This window comes from Porcibacter vitabionis, from assembly GCF_046263795.1.
GTDB lineage: Bacteria > Bacillota > Clostridia > Lachnospirales > Lachnospiraceae > Lachnocurva.
Genome location: NZ_JBJYZD010000001.1, coordinates 204598 through 222444, shown reverse-complemented (window position 1 = coordinate 222444; position 17847 = coordinate 204598). Strand labels below are relative to the sequence as shown.

At 46.3% G+C, this 17847-nt stretch carries 13 protein-coding genes; 12 read left to right on the top strand and 1 reads right to left on the bottom strand.

Features of this window, described 5'->3' with window-relative positions; genetic code table 11:
- Window positions 1-77: 77 nt before the first annotated feature.
- From ACKX2L_RS01040 to ACKX2L_RS00985, 12 genes are all read left to right on the top strand, one after another.
- Entirely contained in the window at window positions 78-1061 is a 984-nt protein-coding gene (locus tag ACKX2L_RS01040; protein ID WP_497552480.1) for a Gfo/Idh/MocA family protein, read from the top strand.
- A gap of 61 nt (window positions 1062-1122) precedes the next feature.
- Window positions 1123-2370, top strand: a complete 1248-nt coding sequence (gene glyA, locus ACKX2L_RS01035; protein ID WP_497550770.1) for a serine hydroxymethyltransferase — start codon at window positions 1123-1125, stop codon at window positions 2368-2370.
- Window positions 2371-2407: 37 nt separating this feature from the next.
- Window positions 2408-3067, top strand: coding sequence for a YesL family protein (locus ACKX2L_RS01030; RefSeq protein ID WP_497552479.1), 660 nt, complete (start codon window positions 2408-2410; stop codon window positions 3065-3067).
- A 370-nt stretch (window positions 3068-3437) separates the two neighbouring features.
- Window positions 3438-4814 (top strand): ABC transporter substrate-binding protein, encoded by a 1377-nt coding sequence (locus ACKX2L_RS01025; protein WP_497552478.1) that lies wholly within the window; start codon window positions 3438-3440, stop codon window positions 4812-4814.
- A gap of 216 nt (window positions 4815-5030) precedes the next feature.
- The gene (locus ACKX2L_RS01020; protein WP_497552477.1) at window positions 5031-5888 is read left to right on the top strand and encodes a carbohydrate ABC transporter permease; all 858 of its coding nucleotides are present in this window, start codon (window positions 5031-5033) and stop codon (window positions 5886-5888) included.
- The gene (locus ACKX2L_RS01015) at window positions 5888-6820 is read left to right on the top strand and encodes a carbohydrate ABC transporter permease (protein ID WP_497552476.1); all 933 of its coding nucleotides are present in this window, start codon (window positions 5888-5890) and stop codon (window positions 6818-6820) included. Before ACKX2L_RS01020 ends, ACKX2L_RS01015 begins: the two co-directional genes overlap by 1 nt.
- A gap of 2 nt (window positions 6821-6822) precedes the next feature.
- Window positions 6823-8352, top strand: a complete 1530-nt coding sequence (malQ, locus tag ACKX2L_RS01010) for a 4-alpha-glucanotransferase (RefSeq protein WP_497552475.1) — start codon at window positions 6823-6825, stop codon at window positions 8350-8352.
- Window positions 8353-9653: 1301 nt separating this feature from the next.
- Window positions 9654-9845: a hypothetical protein gene (locus ACKX2L_RS01005; RefSeq protein WP_497552474.1), complete on the top strand. Its 192-nt coding sequence runs from the start codon at window positions 9654-9656 to the stop codon at window positions 9843-9845.
- A gap of 112 nt (window positions 9846-9957) precedes the next feature.
- A complete protein-coding gene (locus ACKX2L_RS01000) occupies window positions 9958-11202 on the top strand; it encodes an AAA family ATPase (protein ID WP_497552473.1) in 1245 nt (414 codons plus the stop codon).
- A gap of 142 nt (window positions 11203-11344) precedes the next feature.
- Window positions 11345-12634: a serine--tRNA ligase gene (gene serS / locus ACKX2L_RS00995; protein ID WP_497552472.1), complete on the top strand. Its 1290-nt coding sequence runs from the start codon at window positions 11345-11347 to the stop codon at window positions 12632-12634.
- Window positions 12635-12707: 73 nt separating this feature from the next.
- The gene (thrS, locus tag ACKX2L_RS00990) at window positions 12708-14483 is read left to right on the top strand and encodes a threonine--tRNA ligase (RefSeq protein ID WP_497552470.1); all 1776 of its coding nucleotides are present in this window, start codon (window positions 12708-12710) and stop codon (window positions 14481-14483) included.
- 68 nt (window positions 14484-14551) lie between these two features.
- Entirely contained in the window at window positions 14552-15595 is a 1044-nt protein-coding gene (locus tag ACKX2L_RS00985) for a glycoside hydrolase family 25 protein (protein WP_497552469.1), read from the top strand.
- Window positions 15596-15802: 207 nt separating this feature from the next.
- Here the strand turns inward: ACKX2L_RS00985 and typA are convergent, their stop codons facing one another.
- Window positions 15803-17641 (bottom strand): translational GTPase TypA, encoded by a 1839-nt coding sequence (gene typA, locus ACKX2L_RS00980; RefSeq protein ID WP_497552468.1) that lies wholly within the window; start codon window positions 17639-17641, stop codon window positions 15803-15805.
- Between the last annotated feature and the right edge of the window lie 206 nt (window positions 17642-17847).

The following is a 17847-nucleotide window of genomic DNA, read 5'->3' as shown; positions in this document are numbered from 1 at the left end:
GCTTCATTTCAGTCAGGCGCCCCGTCTGTTTTTTTATCGGATATTTTAGATCAGAGAGTCCTTAGAAAGGGGATCATATGAATATTGGAATTCTTGGAGCCGGACATATTGCAGCGACCATGGCAGAGACGATCCAAAAGATGCATTTACAGGGAGAAGATGTAACTCTCTATGCGGTTGCATCCAGAGACATTGATAAGGCAAGGGCGTTTGCGGCCCGCTTCCAGATCCACAAAGCCTATGCAGGTTATGCCAATATGCTTGAGGACAGTGGTCTGGATCTGGTCTATATTGCGACACCGCACTCTCATCACTATGAACATATGCTTCTTTGCCTGAAATTCGGCAAGGCCATTCTCTGTGAGAAAGCCTTTACGGCAAATGCAGACCAGGCCCGAAGAATCCTGACTCTGTCCAAATTGAAGGATATCCCGGTGACGGAAGCCATCTGGACCCGCTATATGCCCTTCAATCAAACCATCAAAAAGATCATAGAAGAAGGTCAGATCGGGGAGCCCCGGACACTGACGGCGAATCTCTCTTATAATATCTGGCAGAATGAAAGGATCCATGATCCCGCTCTGGCCGGAGGAGCCCTCCTGGATGTCGGTGTCTATACTTTAAATTTCGCAGATATCTTCTTCGGTCAGCCTTCTCAAGTTCAGGCCCAGGCAGTGATCGGAGAGACCGGTGTGGATGAGAGCGACAGCATCACACTCCGCTATCCGGATGGGAAGATGGCGACTCTGCTCTGCGGAACCAGGGCTATTTCGGATCGCCAGGGCATCATTCATGGGGATGAAGGTTATCTCGTTGTGGATAACATCAATCATCCGACGCAGGTCAGTGTATATGATCTGTCCCGTCAGATTTCCAAGACGATTGATGCGCCCGAGCAGATCTCAGGATATGAGTATGAGGTGAGGGAAATGATTCAGGCAGTGGAAGAGGGCGAACTGGAATGCCCGTCCATGAGCCACAGAGACACGATCCGGATGATGGAACTTATGGATCATATTCGCATTCAGACCGGTGTACAATTTCCATTTGAAAAAGTATAATAAGGAAAACGTTCTTGTGCGAACAGGAGAAAAAGAAGAAAAGAGAAAGAGAGGAACTGCCATGTACACATTTCTTGATATTCAACAGGAAGATCCTGAGATCGCAGATGCCATCCGGAAGGAGTTTGACCGTCAGTCCAGCCATATTGAATTGATTGCTTCGGAAAACTGGGTCAGCCCGGCGGTAATGTCGGCCATGGGCTCCATTTTGACCAACAAATATGCAGAAGGATATCCGGGAAAGCGTTATTACGGCGGCTGCGAAGATGTCGATATCGTAGAAAATCTGGCAAGAGAGCGGGCCAGAGAACTCTTCGGCTGTGAGTATGTCAATGTCCAGCCTCATTCCGGCGCTCAGGCCAATATGGCAGTTGAGATGGCGATCCTAGAGCCCGGTGATACTTTCATGGGCATGGCTCTGGACCAGGGCGGCCATCTGACACACGGTTCGCCGGTCAATTTCTCCGGAAAGTACTTCAACTGTGTGCCTTACGGCGTCGATGATAATGGTTATATCGATTATGACGTCGTTCGTGCCATCGCAGAGAAATGTAAACCAAAGTTGATCATTGCCGGCGCATCTGCCTATGCCCGCGCCATTGATTTCAAGAAGTTCCGGGAGATCGCAGACGATGTCGGAGCAGTTCTTATGGTGGATATGGCCCATATAGCAGGCCTTGTAGCCGCAGGACTCCACGAAAGTCCGGTTCCTTATGCCGATGTCGTAACAACGACAACACATAAGACTTTGCGTGGTCCAAGAGGCGGAATGATCATGGCAACCGCTGCCTGCAATGAGAAGTATAACTTTAACAAGGCTGTCTTCCCCGGCGTTCAGGGCGGTCCTCTGATGCATGTGATCGCAGGTAAGGCAGTCTGCTTCAAAGAAGCCCTGCAGCCGGAGTTCAAAGTTTATGCAGAGAATATTATTGACAATGCCAAGGCTCTGGCGAGAGGATTGATGGAGCGCGGCGTGAAAGTAGTCTCCGGCGGTACGGACAACCATCTTCTCCTGATCGATCTGACGCCTCAGGAAAAGACCGGAAAAGAAGTGGAGAAACTCCTGGAAGAGGCCAATATCACCGCGAATAAGAATACGATCCCGAACGATCCGAAGAGCCCCTTCGTAACATCCGGTATCCGTCTTGGAACACCGGCTGCAACAACGAGAGGCTTGAATACCGAAGACTTCGATCAGGTGGCAGAGGCCATTGCCATGGTTGTAAATCAGGGTGCTGATGGAATCGAAGGTGCAAAGGGGATCATTAAGACCCTGACGGATAAATATCCGCTGAGGGGAGGATTTTAAGTTCTGCTATCAGATAGAAAGATTTTAGGAGATTTTTGTGAATATAAAAGGCTTTTTTGCATATGACGGACCCTTACAGAACTTTCTTTCGAACCTGATCGATGTATTTCTTGTGACCCTTTTCTGGATCGTTTTCAGTATTCCAATCGTCACGGCGGGAGCTGCCTCGGCAGCTCTCTATGATACGGTCCGGAGGGTCCTGGATGAAGAGAGAGGCTATCTCTGGAGGACTTTCTTCAACTCTTTTAAATCCAACTTTCGTGTAGCGACACCTGCCTGGGTCTTTCATCTTGTGATCTTTGCTGTTATGTTTATCGACCAGCTGATCATCAGTCTGGGCATGAAGCAGGGCGGTATCTTTCCGATCCTATACTACCTGAATATGATCTTTCTTCTGATGGTGATCGTCTGGGAGGAATATACCTATGCCTACGTCTCCCGCTTTGTCGACAGCAGTATGCACTGTCTGAAAAACGGACTTCTTTTAATGCTTGGAAATTTCGGCTGGAGTCTGCTTCTGATGCTGGTCCTGGTTTTAGCTTATGTGCTGGTCATGCGGGTCTTACCTGCCCTTGTGGTCATTCTTCCTGCTGTCATCTGCTGGATCAATGTGAAGATCATCGAAAGGGTCTTTCAAAAGATGATTCCAAAAGATGAGAACAGTACAAAGGATGAGAACAGTGAGGAAGAGACATAAGTTTTTCGGAGGGAGATCCTGTAACAGAGAAAAAATGAACGATTTCTTCGAGCAAAAGAGATCCGTTTTGGAAAACGTTCCCTCTGATCTTCCCGGGAATGAATTACTGCAATCTGTCAGAATGCCTAAAAGAATAATTTCATATTTGTCAAAACTTTACAGCCCGGCATCGTTTGCATTCGATGTCGGGTTATTTTTGTACAAAAAACAGGGCTCAAATTTGTAATGATTTCACGAAATCGTTCCCGGCGCCAAAAAAAGAATTGAAAACGTTACCAATGGGTGATACTATGCAGACATAGGAAACGTTCCCGAGTAAAAAGAAACGGGAATTCTTAAAACAAGCGGTTTTCATGATTGGAGGGTATTTATGAAAAAGCAGCTTATTAGTGGCGTTCTTTTGACTGCCATGGCCTTAACAACTCTTGCAGGATGCGGATCCACAGGATCTAAAACTTCTTCTAAGAAGGGTTCCGGTTCGGTTTATCTCTTAAACTTCAAACCTGAGAACGACAGCGACTGGCAGAAGGTTGCAAAGCAGTATACTAAGGAGAAGGGTGTAGAGGTCAAGGTCCTTACCGCAGCAAGCGGAAAGTACGACAGCACTATGAAGTCTGAGATGGCTAAGAAGAATGCACCGACCATCTTCAACATCGGAAATGCAACAGCAGCAAAGACTTGGGATAAGTACACACTGGATCTTTCTACAACAGAAGCTTACAAGCATCTGTCCGATCAGACTCTTGCCATTAAGTACAATGACAAGGTCGCAGCTATCCCGAATACATTCGAGACCTTCGGTCTGATCTACAACAAGACCATTCTTACTGCTTACACAAAGCTCCCGAATGCAGTTGTTTCTTCTGTTGATGATATCAAGGATCAGGCTACACTGATTAAGGTTGCGGATGATATCCAGAAGCGTGTCGATGAACTGAAGAAGCAGCCGGGATGCGAAAACCTGACCGAAGCTTTTGCAAGCGCAGGCCTGGATGACGGTTCTTCCTGGAGATTCTCCGGACATCTTGTAAACCTTCCTCTCTACTATGAGTTCAAGGATGCAGGCCTTTCCGATATTACTGCAGGTCAGGATACTGTAACAGGCAAGTACCTGGATAACTACAAGACCATCTGGGATGCCTATGTAAAGGATTCTGCAGCTGATGTAAAGACACTGGATTCCGGTTCTTACAATGCTGAGTCTGAGTTCGGTACCGGCCAGGCTGTATTCTATCAGAATGGTTCCTGGGAATATGATCCTCTGATCACCAAGGCTGATGAGAATGGTTATACTCTGAAGGAATCCGATGTTTCCATGATGCCGATCTACTTCGGTGTTGATGATGCAAATCAGGGCCTTTGCTCCGGTACTGAGAACTGCTGGGCAGTAAATGCCAAGGCTTCTGAAGCAGATCAGAAAGCTTCCATCGACTTCATCAACTGGCTGATCACCGATGACGAAGGTAAGGCAGCTATGAACAAGCTTGGTCTGGCAGCACCTTATGATACCATGACCGGTGACTATGAGAGCTCCAATCCTTTCCTGAAGGCAGCTAACAAGTATGTTGCAGATGGTAAGACCAATATTCAGTGGGCATTCAATGCTACACCGAACGTAGATGATTGGAGAAAGGGCTTTGTAACCGCTCTGACTGCTTATACCAATGGATCCGGCGACTGGGATGCCGTTAAGACTGCTTTCGTAAATGGCTGGTCCGAGCAGTGGAAGCTGGCTCATGCCAACTAATCAAGGCACTAGAAACTGCAGATTCTGCAGTCTGATATAGGTAACTCACAGAGTAACTGGATAAGGGGTATCCAAGCTCGTGCGGTAAGGATACCCAAAAACAAGGGAGGGGGAGGCCAAGCTTCTCCTCCTTTTTTACTGGCAAGATGAGACCGGACGGATTCTGTTAGGAATCTTTTCATTGTCAACGGGATTAACAAAAAAAGGAATAAAAATATGGAAAAAGCAATCAAAAAATATTTTCCTGTCTTTATGATTCCTACCATGGTTGCCTTTGCAATTGGATTTTTGGTACCTTTCCTTTATGGATTGTTCCTTTCCTTCTGCAAGTTTACAACTGTAGTAGATTTCAAGTGGATCGGACTGGAAAACTATAAGAAGATCCTCTTCGTAAACGGGAAATATGATCCGTCCTTTATGCACAGTCTTTGGTATACAGTCGCATTCACCGTTGTTACCATGCTGATTATCAATGTTGTCGCCTTTGCTATTGCATTTGCACTGACCAAGGGAATCCGTGGAACCAATCTTTTCCGTACAGCATTTTTCCTTCCCAACCTGATCGGCGGAATTGTACTTTCCTACATTTGGTTAATGATCTTCAACTCTGTTCTGCAGAGATATTCGAAGACCATTGTATCCACCTCCGGAACTGCTTTCTGGGGTCTGGTGATTGTCGTCAGCTGGCAGCAGATCGGATATATGATGATCATCTACATCGCAGGTCTGCAGAACATCCCGACCGATGTCATTGAAGCTGCGAAGATCGACGGCTGCAGCGGCTGGCAGATGTTAAAGTCCATCATCCTTCCGATGCTGATGCCGACCATCACGGTATGTACTTTCCTGACACTGACCAATGGCTTCAAACTTTTCGATCAGAACCTTGCATTGACCGGTGGTAAGCCCGGCGGACAGTCCGAACTCCTTGCTTTGAACATTTACAATACTTTCTATGGTAAGACCGGTTGGGAAGGTGTCGGACAGGCAAAGGCAGTCATCTTCTTTATCATTGTTGCAGTAATTTCTATCATTCAGAATAAGCTCACTACAAGGAAGGAGGTACAGCAGTAATGGCAGCACAGACAAATACAAAGAAATATAAGAAATATAAACCCTGGCAGAACGTACTGACTGTTATCTTCACAATCTTAAGCATTGTCTGGATCCTTCCGATCATTGCCGTTGTATTGAATGCATTTAAGAGTCAGGTCTATATTTTCAACAATCCTTTCGGACTCAGTACCGAGTCGATCTTTAAGACCGGATTCGCCGAGTGGGCAAAGAATCTTCCCCTGGCAACCAAGAGCAAATCCTCAGGTGAGGCCATGTTCCTCATCAACATGAGGAATGCCATTGAGCAGACGGATTTCTGGCATGCATTCATTTATTCGGTGATCATCACGGTTGTATCAGTGGCTCTGATTTTGGTCTGCTGTTCCATGTGTGCATACTTCATCACCAGAGTGCATACGAAGTTCACAAAGCTTTTCTATCTGCTTTGCCTCTTCTCCATGATCGTACCTTTCCAGATGGTCATGTTCACTCTGAGTAAGTTTGCCAACATGCTTCATCTCTATACTCCTTGGGGAATCACCATCGTATATTTGGGATTTGGTGCCGGCCTTTCCGTATTTATGTATACCGGATTTATCAAATCCATGCCGATCGATATCGAGGAAGCAGCAATGATCGATGGCTGTACACCTCTGCAGACCTATTTCCAGGTCGTTTTCCCGATCATGAAGCCGACCACCATCACCATTGCGATCCTGCAGTCCATGTGGATCTGGAACGACTACCTCCTTCCTTCCCTGGTACTGGATGTCAATGATTACAAGACCATCCCGATCGCAATTCAGTTTTTGACAACCTCACATGGTAATATCAACTGGGGCGCTATGATGGCTGCTCTGCTCCTGGCTATCATCCCGATCGTTATTTTCTATCTGGCAGCACAGAAGTATATTATTGAAGGAGTTATGGCTGGAGCAGTGAAAGGCTGATTATGAGAAAAAGTGGAATTTTATGTCCTGTTTTCAGTCTTCCGGGGAACTATGGAATCGGATCTTTCTCAAAGGAAGCCTACAAATTTGTAGACTTCCTGGCGAAAGCCGGTCAGACCTACTGGCAGATCCTGCCGTTGGGACCGACTAGTTATGGAGATTCACCTTATCAGTCTTTCTCTACCTATGCCGGAAATCCGTATTTCATCGATCTGGATGAACTGAAACGACAGGGACTACTGACAGACGGGGAGCTTGAAGCTGCTGATTTGGGTAAAGACCCCGAAGATATCGACTATGGAAAGTTATATCAAAATCGCTTTCCGCTTTTAAGAAAGGCTTTTGACAGGATCGATCAGGAGACGAAAGAGGCAGTTTCTTCCTATCGAAAGGACAATCAGGACTGGGTAGAAGATTATGCTCTCTATATGGCAGTCAAGAACACCTTCGGTGGGGTCGCACTTTCCGAGTGGGATGATGATATCCGCTTACGGAAGCCGGATGCCATGAGATCCTATCGGGAAAAATGCCGGGATGACATTGATTTTTATATCTGGACCCAGTATGAATTCTACAGAGAATGGGATGCACTGAAGGGTTATGCCAATGACAAAGGCATCCGGATCATCGGTGATATTCCGATCTACGTTTCTGCGGATTCTGCAGATGTTTGGTCGCATCCGGAACTTTTCGAACTGGATCAGGAATATCGGCCGGTTCATGTAGCGGGCTGTCCGCCGGATGGATTTGCTCCGGAAGGTCAGCTTTGGGGAAATCCCGTTTATCGCTGGGATTATCATAAGAAAACAGGATATGCCTGGTGGAAAATGCGGATCGAAAAGAGTGCTCTTCTCTATGATGTCATTCGGATCGACCACTTCCGCGGTTTTGACCAGTATTACTCGATCCCGGGAAATGCCAAGAATGCAGTCATCGGAGAGTGGGTCAACGGACCGGGAATGGATCTCTTTCAAGCCCTGAAGCCGGTCCTGAAAGAAAAGAATGTTGGCATCATTGCCGAGGATCTGGGCTTCATTACGGATACGGTTCGAAAGCTTGTCAGTGACAGCGGCTTCCCGAATATGAAGGTGTTGGAATTCGCCTTTGATGTTCGTGATACCGGATCTGCAAATGACTATCTGCCTTTTAACTATCCGAGAAATTGTGTGGCTTATACCGGCACTCATGACAATGAAACAGTTGTCGGCTGGCTGCAAGGTCAGGATCAGGAAACCATAGACTACGTGAGAGAATTTCTGGACGCTCCGAAATCTGCCGATGACAAGGAACTTTGCAGAAAAATGGTACGCGCCGTATTATCTTCTCCTGCAGACACTGCTGTCGTTCCGATTCAGGACCATCTGGGCCTGGATAACAGCGCAAGGATCAATACTCCTTCGACGCTTGGCGGAAACTGGCGTTGGCGGATGAAGGCAGGAGTCCTGACAGAAGACCTTGCCGAAAAGATCTATACCGCAACGAAAGTTTACGGCCGGGTCCCTATTGCTCCGAAGGAATCGGAGAAGAAATAAAGAGACGGGTAAGATTGGTAAGATAGGAAACCCTGTAAGCTGCTTCACAAGCTCGCTTACAGGGTTTTCTTTGATTTAGTACCCAGGCTTGAGGGCTTACTAAAATATCGATAGTATGTTCAGGCCAACCTTGGGCATTTATCGTAATATTACTCAATCTTCAAAAATCCGATAGTAGACTTCGGTCAAGCCTAGTGAATTATCTTTATATCACGTAACTTAAAAGAATCCGATAGTGAAAGCCTCATCTCACTATCGGATTTTAGATTGTCTGTCTCTATTACGATATTTCAGGCCTAAACAAGCCTATTTTCCAGGTCTCACTATCGTAATTTTCAAATCCCTATCTCTGTTACGATATCTCAGGCCTGAACAAGCTGCATACCACAATCGATCGATCCAGCTATAAGTGATTGATCGAAGAACGGACATAAAAAAGAAACTGTACGGCAAAACGTATGGCTTCTTTTTTTCTGTCTTTTTTTTGTCAGCTGATGCAAAGTGAGTTGCTATGTTAAGGAAAAGAAAACACATTTGGCATGAACCTTTTTTGGGGCATGAACATTTTGTACAAAAATAAATACAAAAATAAGTTGAATATCTTCGGACAAACGGGCGCTTTGCTCCTATATCCCACATGTAAAAAAATTTAAAGCGCGGGGAAAGGTTTTTTGTTCCCGAAACATTCCGTTCTTTCCCTCTTTTTCCAATATGGAATGGAAGGAGTTCTTCGATGTGATCTGTTTCGCTCATGCAGACCATAAAAAAGGAACCCCATGGCAGATGGACGTGACTATCTTTGTCGGTTCGAAACCGACCGGGAGCATTTATAGTCTTGTGAAAGAGTCTGTAATTCGGCATTTCCTGTGTATGATTCTTTCCATTTTGTATGGTTAACGCGCTCTTTTTCCTTTCTTTCACAAAGATAAGGAACAAGCTCACCGTTAACCGGGCGTTCTTAGGTATGAAAGACCGAAGAGGGCGCCCGACCTCCTTTCTATCATAATCTTTTTTAGCGGAACTGATCGAAACGCTAGGGGGAAATCAATGACAGATGAAGTAGCTGCATTCCACAACATGATTCTTGCAATGGTTGGATAGAAGAAGGGCGGCGGCATTTTCGGCTGGCTGTTCGGTTAATCTTTCGTCAAAATGCACAAAAAAGAGGAGAGAAAAGTGTCAAAACTTGTCTCTTTTCTTTTTGCCTTTTTGTAGGACAAAAAAGCGTTTTGCTCCTATATCCAAAATATAAAAAAGGCGCGGAGAAGGAGGTTTTTTAAGAAGGAGGCTTTTTACGTGGAATGAAAACGAAATGGATTGAACGCGCAGAGGAGCTGCTACAAAAAGAAGAGCGGCTTTCTGCGGAAGAGATTGTATCCCGTGTATTTGATGGGGAAAAAGATGCGAGTTTTGACGACATGGCGGATTTGTTTGGCATGGTACTTCCGCAAACGGAACGAAATATCTTGGCATTTTTGATGAAAGGAGAGTGATTTTTATAGAGTTTCTTCTTATTAGAAAAAAACAAAAATAAATTCGTAAAAACCTGTCATTTTTCTTTTTTTTTACACATAGAACAAATGAAGAGAATAGGAGGTATTTTCTATGGCGAAAACAACAAAAACGAACGAGATTTTTTCATTAACAAAAGCAGGAGATTTGGAGCAGACGCAAGGCGTGAAGGCGGCAATCCGACATGCCACGCCGTTTACTACGACAAAAACGTATGTTTCCGATGAGAAAGAGAAATGCACAAAAAGGAGAAATGATATGAATAATGAAGCAGTAGAAACCGATGATTTTGAGGAAGATTTTAGTGAAGCGCTCCTCGATCAGATCGAAAGCTTTTTACACCGTGTGCCCTTTCCGGCGTTTTACAGCGCGATTGAACAGCGTGTGATCGGGCAGGACAACCTGATCCATGTTCTGTCAAATGTCTATCATTATATCACTAGCCTGCTCGTTGATGTTCCATCTACCGATCACATGCTGCTTGCGGCACCGTCCGGCTCAGGAAAGACCGAAACCTATCGGGCATTGCGGGATTACTTTCAAAAGGAGATCCCGAATCTGCCGGTTTTGATGTTCGACATGACACAGTTAAGCCCGACCGGCTTCCGCGGGGCAAATAAAGGCGAAATGCTTGGTACGCTTTTTAATCTCTCCAAGCTCGCGCGAACGATGCACCCCGCTGCGATCTTCTTTTTGGACGAAATCGACAAAAAGATGAAACCGAACTTTGACGGATTCGGAAAGAACGTAAACGCTGATGTTCAGGAAGATCTTCTGACCATGTTGGAAGGATCGGGGGTGACGGTACAGCGTGGAACGATCTTTACGGATAAAGTCCTTTTCGTTGGACTGGGTTCCTTCGATGCCTTTCGAAAAGAGCGTGAAGAAAAAACGGCAACTGTTGGCTTTAACGTGCAGGAACAATCCGAAGAGGAGAAGCATTTTACCTATGTCACACGGGAAAATATGATTACTTTCGGTGCATCGCACGAGCTTTTGGGGCGGTTCCCTCTGATTGTAAATTATGACCGGCTTTCCGAAGAGAGCGTCAAGGCGATCATTGCAAAGGAAGTACATGCGCTTTCCAGCAGTTATATGCGAAAGATCTCTTTGTCTCGTGCTTTTCGGCAAGTGTTATTGACACAGGCAAATTCGTCTTTTGGATGTCGTATGATTTCCAGCTATTTGAAGGAAAGCGTTTTATGTGCGTATGAAAAAGAGCTTTTGTCGGGCGAAAGGGATCCTGAAAATACGGTTTATCATCTGCTTTCAGAGCACGAGGCGGAAGTAATCGCAGAAGCGGAGGAGATACGGAAGGAATCTGGTGAAAGTTATTGATGCAGCTGTATTTTGCTTTTTGATATGTACATGCTTGAATCACTGCTTTCGGCAAAGTATAATGGTTAGGATATTGAAAACCGCCTCCATAGCACCCGGCCGGTCGCAGGGAACGCATGAAGGCAAGATTCAGGAGGAAGACATGATTGATATCAAGTTCTTACGAGAAAATCCGGAAGCTGTAAAGGAAAACATCAAAAAAAAGTTCCAGGATCAGAAGCTCCCACTAGTCGATGAAGTCATCGAGCTCGACAAGAAGGCAAGAGCAGCACAGGTGGAAGCGGATGAGCTCCGTAACAAGAAAAATGCCCTGTCCAAGCAGATCGGACAGCTGATGAAGGAAGGCAAGCGGGAAGAGGCCGAAGAGGTAAAGAAGCAGGTCTCTGATTTTGCTGCTAAGCTGGATGCTCTGACCAAGGAAACAGAGGAAGCAAAAGCCGGTGTACAGGAACGCATGATGCGGATCCCGAACATTATTGATCCTTCTGTTCCGATTGGACCGGATGATTCTTATAACCAGGAGATTCAGAGGTTCGGCGATCCGGTCGTTCCGGACTATGAGATCCCCTATCATACCGATATTATGGAGAGATTCGACGGGATCGACCTCGATGCAGCCGGTAAGGTTGCAGGAAACGGTTTCTATTATCTCATGGGCGATATTGCCCGTCTCCATTCTGCAGTTCTTGCATATGCAAGAGACTTCATGATCAATAAGGGATTCACTTATGTCATTCCTCCCTATATGATCCATGGGAATGTAGTAAACGGTGTGATGTCCTTTGACGAAATGGATGCCATGATGTATAAGATCGAAGGCGAAGATCTCTATCTGATCGGTACCAGTGAGCATTCCATGATCGGTAAATTCATCGATACGATAAATGAGGAGGAAAAACTTCCCTATACACTGACTTCTTACAGCCCTTGCTTCCGTAAGGAAAAGGGAGCTCACGGCATTGAAGAGCGTGGCGTTTACCGGATCCATCAGTTTGAGAAGCAGGAGATGATCGTTGTCTGCAAGCCGGAAGAAGCCTGGGATTGGTATAACAAGCTCTGGTCTTATACGGTTGAGCTTTTCCGCAACATGGATATCCCGGTACGTACTCTGGAGTGCTGCTCGGGTGACCTTGCGGATCTGAAGGTCAAATCCTGTGATGTCGAAGCATGGTCTCCTCGTCAGAAGAAGTACTTCGAAGTCGGTTCCTGCTCTAATCTCGGCGATGCCCAGGCCCGCCGTCTGAAGATTCGTGTCAAGGGGAAGGACGGCAACAAGTATTTCGCCAATACCCTGAATAACACGGTAGTTGCCCCTCCTCGTATGCTGATTGCTTTCCTTGAGAACAATCTCCAGGCAGATGGTTCCGTGAAGATTCCTGAGGTGCTGCAGCCTTACATGGGTGGGACCAAGGTTCTGATCCCCAAGCACTGAAGAAGGACTTAAATTTGAAATTGTAGATCAAAATGATTACACCCGGTAGGTGTGAGACGAAAGGAATTTTATTATGGAAAGAGAAGAATTTCTCGGACTTTACAGACACTCATTGGCACATATCCTGGCTAAGGCTGTGATTGAACTCTATGGAAAAGATGTGCAGTATGCCATCGGACCTCAGATCGAGGATGGTTTCTATTATGATTTCACCCTGGATCATAATATCTCTTCCGATGATTTCGAGATCATCGAAAATAAAATGCGTGAGATCCTGAAAAGAAAGGAAGACTGGACCAGGAAAGAGGTCTCCAGAGAAGAGGCCCTCTCAATCTTCAAGGATCAGAAATATAAGACCGAGATCATTAAGGATCTTCCGGAGGACGCTGTTATCACTCTTTATTATACCGGTGATGACTATGTAGATCTCTGCCGGGGACCTCATGTCGAGAATTCAAAGGATCTTCTGGGAACCGCTTTTAAGATCAAGTCCTGCTCCGGCGCTTACTGGAGAGGGGATGAGCACAATGACATGATGCAGAGAATCTATGTCTATGCATACCCGTCTAAGGATGAACTGAAAGCTCATCTGAATCTGGTCCGGGAAGCCATGGAACGCGACCATAAGAAGATCGGTCCTCAGATGGATCTCTTTATGTTCAATGAGACGGCTCCCGGCATGCCTTACTGGCTGCCGAGAGGATGGAAGGCTTATCGGGCTCTGATCAAGTATTGGAGAGAAGTTCATGACAGAAACGGTTATCAGGAGATCTCTGCTCCTGTCATCAATAACCGGAAGCTCTGGCTGATTTCCGGCCACTGGGCACATTATGTCAATAATATGTTCATCATTCCAGGATCCAATGGAAGCATTGATGATCTGGATACCATGGCTGCAAAGCCGATGAACTGCCCGAATGCCATGCTGACTTATAAGCGGACCATTCATTCTTACAAGGAACTTCCGATCCGCTACAATGAGCTGGATGTCATTCACAGAAAAGAGAAATCCGGTCAGCTGAACGGACTCTTCCGTGTACAGGAATTCCGTCAGGATGATTGTCATACCTTCGTTATGGAATCCCAGATCGAAGAGGAGATCGATAATATTCTTGCGGTTGCAGATGAGATCTACTCTACCTTCGGTATTACTTACCGGGCAGAACTTTCCACCCGTCCGGATGATTACATGGGTGATATCGAGGTCTGGAACCATGCAGAAGATTCTCTGAAAAGGATCCTGGACAAGCGTTACGGCAAGGGCGGATATGAGATTAATGAGGGCGACGGTGCTTTCTATGGCCCGAAGATTGATCTCCAGATCAAGGATGCCCTGGGACGTGAATGGCAGTGCGGTACGGTACAGCTTGACTTCCAGCTGCCGCACAATTTCGGATTAACCTATCAGGATAAGGAAGGAAAGCTGGAGCAGCCGGTCGTTCTGCATCGTGCGATCTTCGGTTCCATTGAGCGATTCATGGGTATCCTGATCGAAAACTACAAGGGAGCTTTTCCTTTCTGGATGTCTCCTTATCAGGTTGCTCTGGTACCGATCAAGCCGGAGCACAATGCCTTTGCCAAGGCTTTGCAGGAGAGACTGGAGGATGCCGGCATTCGTGTCGAGGCAGACTATGCGGATAAGAACATGAATGAGAAGATCAAGTACTTCCGTAAGTATAAGGATCCTTATACAATTGTAATCGGTGATAAGGAAGTGGAGTCGGATACCGTTTCTGTTACCATTCGCGGACAGAAACAGCAGCTTCACAATGTTCCGACGGAGACTTTCGTGGAAGCCTGCAAGAAATTGAATGCAAGCCGGAGTCAGGAACTGATTACAGAGATGTAAGGCAAATTTTTATTTCGGGTTCAGCTTTTGAACCCGGATTTTTTATTCCTTGAAAGAGAAAGGACCGCATGAATTTGAAACCATCCGGAGTCATGACAAAAAAACAAAAGCTGATCCTGATCCTTGTCATATTTCTTGCTCTGATTCTTCTGATTGCCGGCAATCTGATTTTTCAGAAGAAAACAAACACGGAAGTGAAGAGCGAAGAGGTTGGGAGCGAAAAAATCTATCACTTCATTGATGCCAATGGAAAAAGCTATACTTTTAATCTGGATCGCAAGGCATTCAGGAATACGATCGATGTCAAGTCCTTTCGCTTAGAGGGGAAGTCCCTGTATGATTTGTATGGTAAGATCTACGAAGCTGATCTGTCCGGGAAAGCTCTGGATGAAACGGATGCTGCAAAGTTTCCGAAGACCAAAGGCAGTCAGGGGACACATATCGGCTATCTGGATCAGGGAAAGCTGGCTTATAGCGATGATCAGGTGAAGGGGCGTCTTGGAATTGATGTCTCTTATCATCAGGGTGATATCAACTGGAAGAAAGTGAAGAAATCCGGAGTCTCCTTTGTCTATATTCGTATGGGTTACCGGGGCTATGGCAAGGATGGAAAGCTTGTCGTCGATAAAATGTTTCAGAAGAACTTAAAAGAAGCGAAAGCGGCAGGCCTAGACGTTGGTCTATATTTCTTCTCACAGGCTGTATCCGTTAAGGAAGCAGAGGAAGAGGCGGCATTCCTTCTGAAAAATCTGGGTAAGACAAAATTAGATCTGCCGATCGTTTTCGATCCGGAGAAGATTGGCGGCGGTAAGGCGCGGACCGATTCGGTTTCCGGTAAGCAGTTCACAAAGAATGCCATTGCTTTCGCGGAAGCGATCCGGAAGGCGGGCTATCAGCCGGCCCTTTATTTAAATATGGAGTGGCAGGCCAATAAGATCGATATGGAGAAGATCGCTTTGAATGACATCCCTGTCTGGTATGCAGATTATGAACCTTTGCCACAGAGTCCTTATAAATATTACTGCTGGCAGTATTCGGCCACGGGAACGGTGGATGGCATCGACGGCCCGGTGGATCTCGATATCCAATTTGAAGAGAAGAATCAAAAGTAGAAAAATGACAGAAGTATCAAAGGAAATTTTGATACGGTAGAAGGAAAGATAAAAAACACCCGGCCATTGATATGTACCCTCTTTACTGGACAAACCAGTTAGGAGGATACATATCAGGCCGGGTGTTTTTATTTTATTGGATCTATCGGTCAGAAGAAACGGATCCGGAATGCTTTATCAGCCGGGACTGGAAATGCATCAACCGAATTAACCTTCCTTACGGAAACCTGCTCTCTTACGTTCCCGGGGATCCAGGATCTTCTTTCGAATCCGAAGGCTCTCAGGGGTGACCTCCAGAAGCTCGTCGACATCGATATAATCCATTGCCTGCTCGAGTGAGAGGATGGTCGGCGGTGTCAGAGTCAGGGCTTCATCCGAGGAAGAAGTACGGGTATTGGTCAGATGCTTCTTCTTGCAGACATTGATCTCGATGTCCTGAGGACGGCTGGACTCGCCGATGATCATGCCGGAATAAACCTTTTCGCCGGGTCCGATGAAGAGGGTTCCACGGTCCTGTGCAGCGAAGAGACCATAGGTAACGGAGACACCGGTCTCAAATGCAATGAGGGAACCGTTTTCACGGAATGCGATATCTCCCTTGTAAGGCTCATAGCAGTCGAACATGGTATTGATAACGCCGGTACCCTTCGTCATGGTCATGAAGTCGCCACGGAAACCGATCAGTCCACGGGAAGGAATCCGGAACTCCAGACGGGTGAAACCGGCATTGATGGCACCCATGTTCCGAAGTTCTCCCTTTCTCTGGGAGAGAGCGGAGATGACGGCTCCGGAATACTCATCCGGGACATCGATATAGGCGATCTCGATGGGTTCGGTCTTCTTTCCATTCTCATCGGTATGGAAGATGACTTCGGGTTTTGAAACAGCAAATTCATAACCTTCACGTCGCATGGTCTCGATCAATACGGACAGATGAAGTTCTCCACGTCCGCTGACCTTGAAAGTATCGGGAGATTCCGTGTCTTCGACACGAAGGGACACATCGGTGTTCAACTCCTTATAGAGACGGTCTCTCAGATGACGGGAGGTAACGAACTTACCTTCCTGACCGGCGAAAGGAGAGTCGTTGACCACGAAATTCATGGAGATGGTCGGCTCGGAGATCTTCTGGAAAGGAATGGAGACCGGATCCCCATTGGTACCGCAAATCGTATCCCCGATCTTAAGGTCGCCGATTCCGGAAATCGCAACGATGGAACCGATCTTGGCCTCCTCGACCGGAATTCTCTTTAAGCCATCGAATTCAAAAAGCTTGGTGATACGAACCTTCTCGGATTTATCGGGATCGTGATGGTTGACAACGACTGCATCCATATTGACCTTTAAGGCACCGTTAGAAACCTTTCCGATGCCGATCCTGCCGACGAATTCATTATAGTCGATGGTAGAGATCAGAACCTGAGTATTGGCATCCGGATCTCCCTTCGGCGCAGGAATATAGTCCAGAATGGTATCGAAGAGAGGCTTCATGTCTACTCTTTCATCGTTGAGATTCTTGATGGCGTAACCTTCACGAGCAGATGCGAAAACGAAGGGCGCATCCAGCTGTTCATCACTGGCATCCAGATCCATGAAGAGCTCAAGAACTTCATCCTCCACCTCTTCGGGACGTGCATCCGGACGGTCCAGCTTGTTGACGCAGACGATTACCGGAAGATCCAGAGACAGGGCCTTCATCAATACGAACTTGGTCTGAGGCATAACACCTTCGAAAGCATCTACGACAAGAATAACGCCGTCTACCATCTTAAGGACACGCTCAACTTCACCACCAAAATCCGCATGGCCCGGGGTGTCGACAATATTGATCTTCACGCCCTTATATTCAACAGCGGTATTCTTGGACAGGATGGTGATTCCTCTTTCACGCTCGATGGCGTTGGAGTCCATGACCCGGTCTTCCACTGTCTGATTGTCACGGAAGACGCCGCTCTGCTTCAGAAGCTCATCGACCAGAGTGGTTTTACCATGATCGACATGGGCGATAATTGCTACATTACGAATGTCGTCTCTCGTCTTTATCATTCGATACACACTTTCTTACATGCCTTACGGCAGACTTTTGACTCTGTAATCATAAAACAACTAATTTATTCTATCACAGGAAATCGGATTTTCAATAGGAAGTTTTTGACGGTATTTGTGCCCTGGCGGATGGAACAGGAAAAATTTGCATAAAATTTGCAGACAGTTTGTCTCATCAACACATTGACAGTCCGGCGGCTGAAGTG

Bases quoted from the DNA above. Each gene is read 5' to 3' on its own strand.
- ACKX2L_RS01040 (WP_497552480.1), top strand. From the start codon at position 78: ATGAATATTGGAATTCTTGGAGCCGGACATATTGCAGCGACCATGGCA.
- glyA (WP_497550770.1), top strand. From the start codon at position 1,123: ATGTACACATTTCTTGATATTCAACAGGAAGATCCTGAGATCGCAGAT.
- ACKX2L_RS01025 (WP_497552478.1), top strand. From the start codon at position 3,438: ATGAAAAAGCAGCTTATTAGTGGCGTTCTTTTGACTGCCATGGCCTTA.
- ACKX2L_RS01020 (WP_497552477.1), top strand. From the start codon at position 5,031: ATGGAAAAAGCAATCAAAAAATATTTTCCTGTCTTTATGATTCCTACC.
- ACKX2L_RS01015 (WP_497552476.1), top strand. From the start codon at position 5,888: ATGGCAGCACAGACAAATACAAAGAAATATAAGAAATATAAACCCTGG.
- malQ (WP_497552475.1), top strand. From the start codon at position 6,823: ATGAGAAAAAGTGGAATTTTATGTCCTGTTTTCAGTCTTCCGGGGAAC.
- ACKX2L_RS01005 (WP_497552474.1), top strand. From the start codon at position 9,654: ATGAAAACGAAATGGATTGAACGCGCAGAGGAGCTGCTACAAAAAGAA.
- ACKX2L_RS01000 (WP_497552473.1), top strand. From the start codon at position 9,958: ATGGCGAAAACAACAAAAACGAACGAGATTTTTTCATTAACAAAAGCA.
- serS (WP_497552472.1), top strand. From the start codon at position 11,345: ATGATTGATATCAAGTTCTTACGAGAAAATCCGGAAGCTGTAAAGGAA.
- thrS (WP_497552470.1), top strand. From the start codon at position 12,708: ATGGAAAGAGAAGAATTTCTCGGACTTTACAGACACTCATTGGCACAT.
- ACKX2L_RS00985 (WP_497552469.1), top strand. From the start codon at position 14,552: ATGAATTTGAAACCATCCGGAGTCATGACAAAAAAACAAAAGCTGATC.
- typA (WP_497552468.1), bottom strand. From the start codon at position 17,641: ATGATAAAGACGAGAGACGACATTCGTAATGTAGCAATTATCGCCCAT.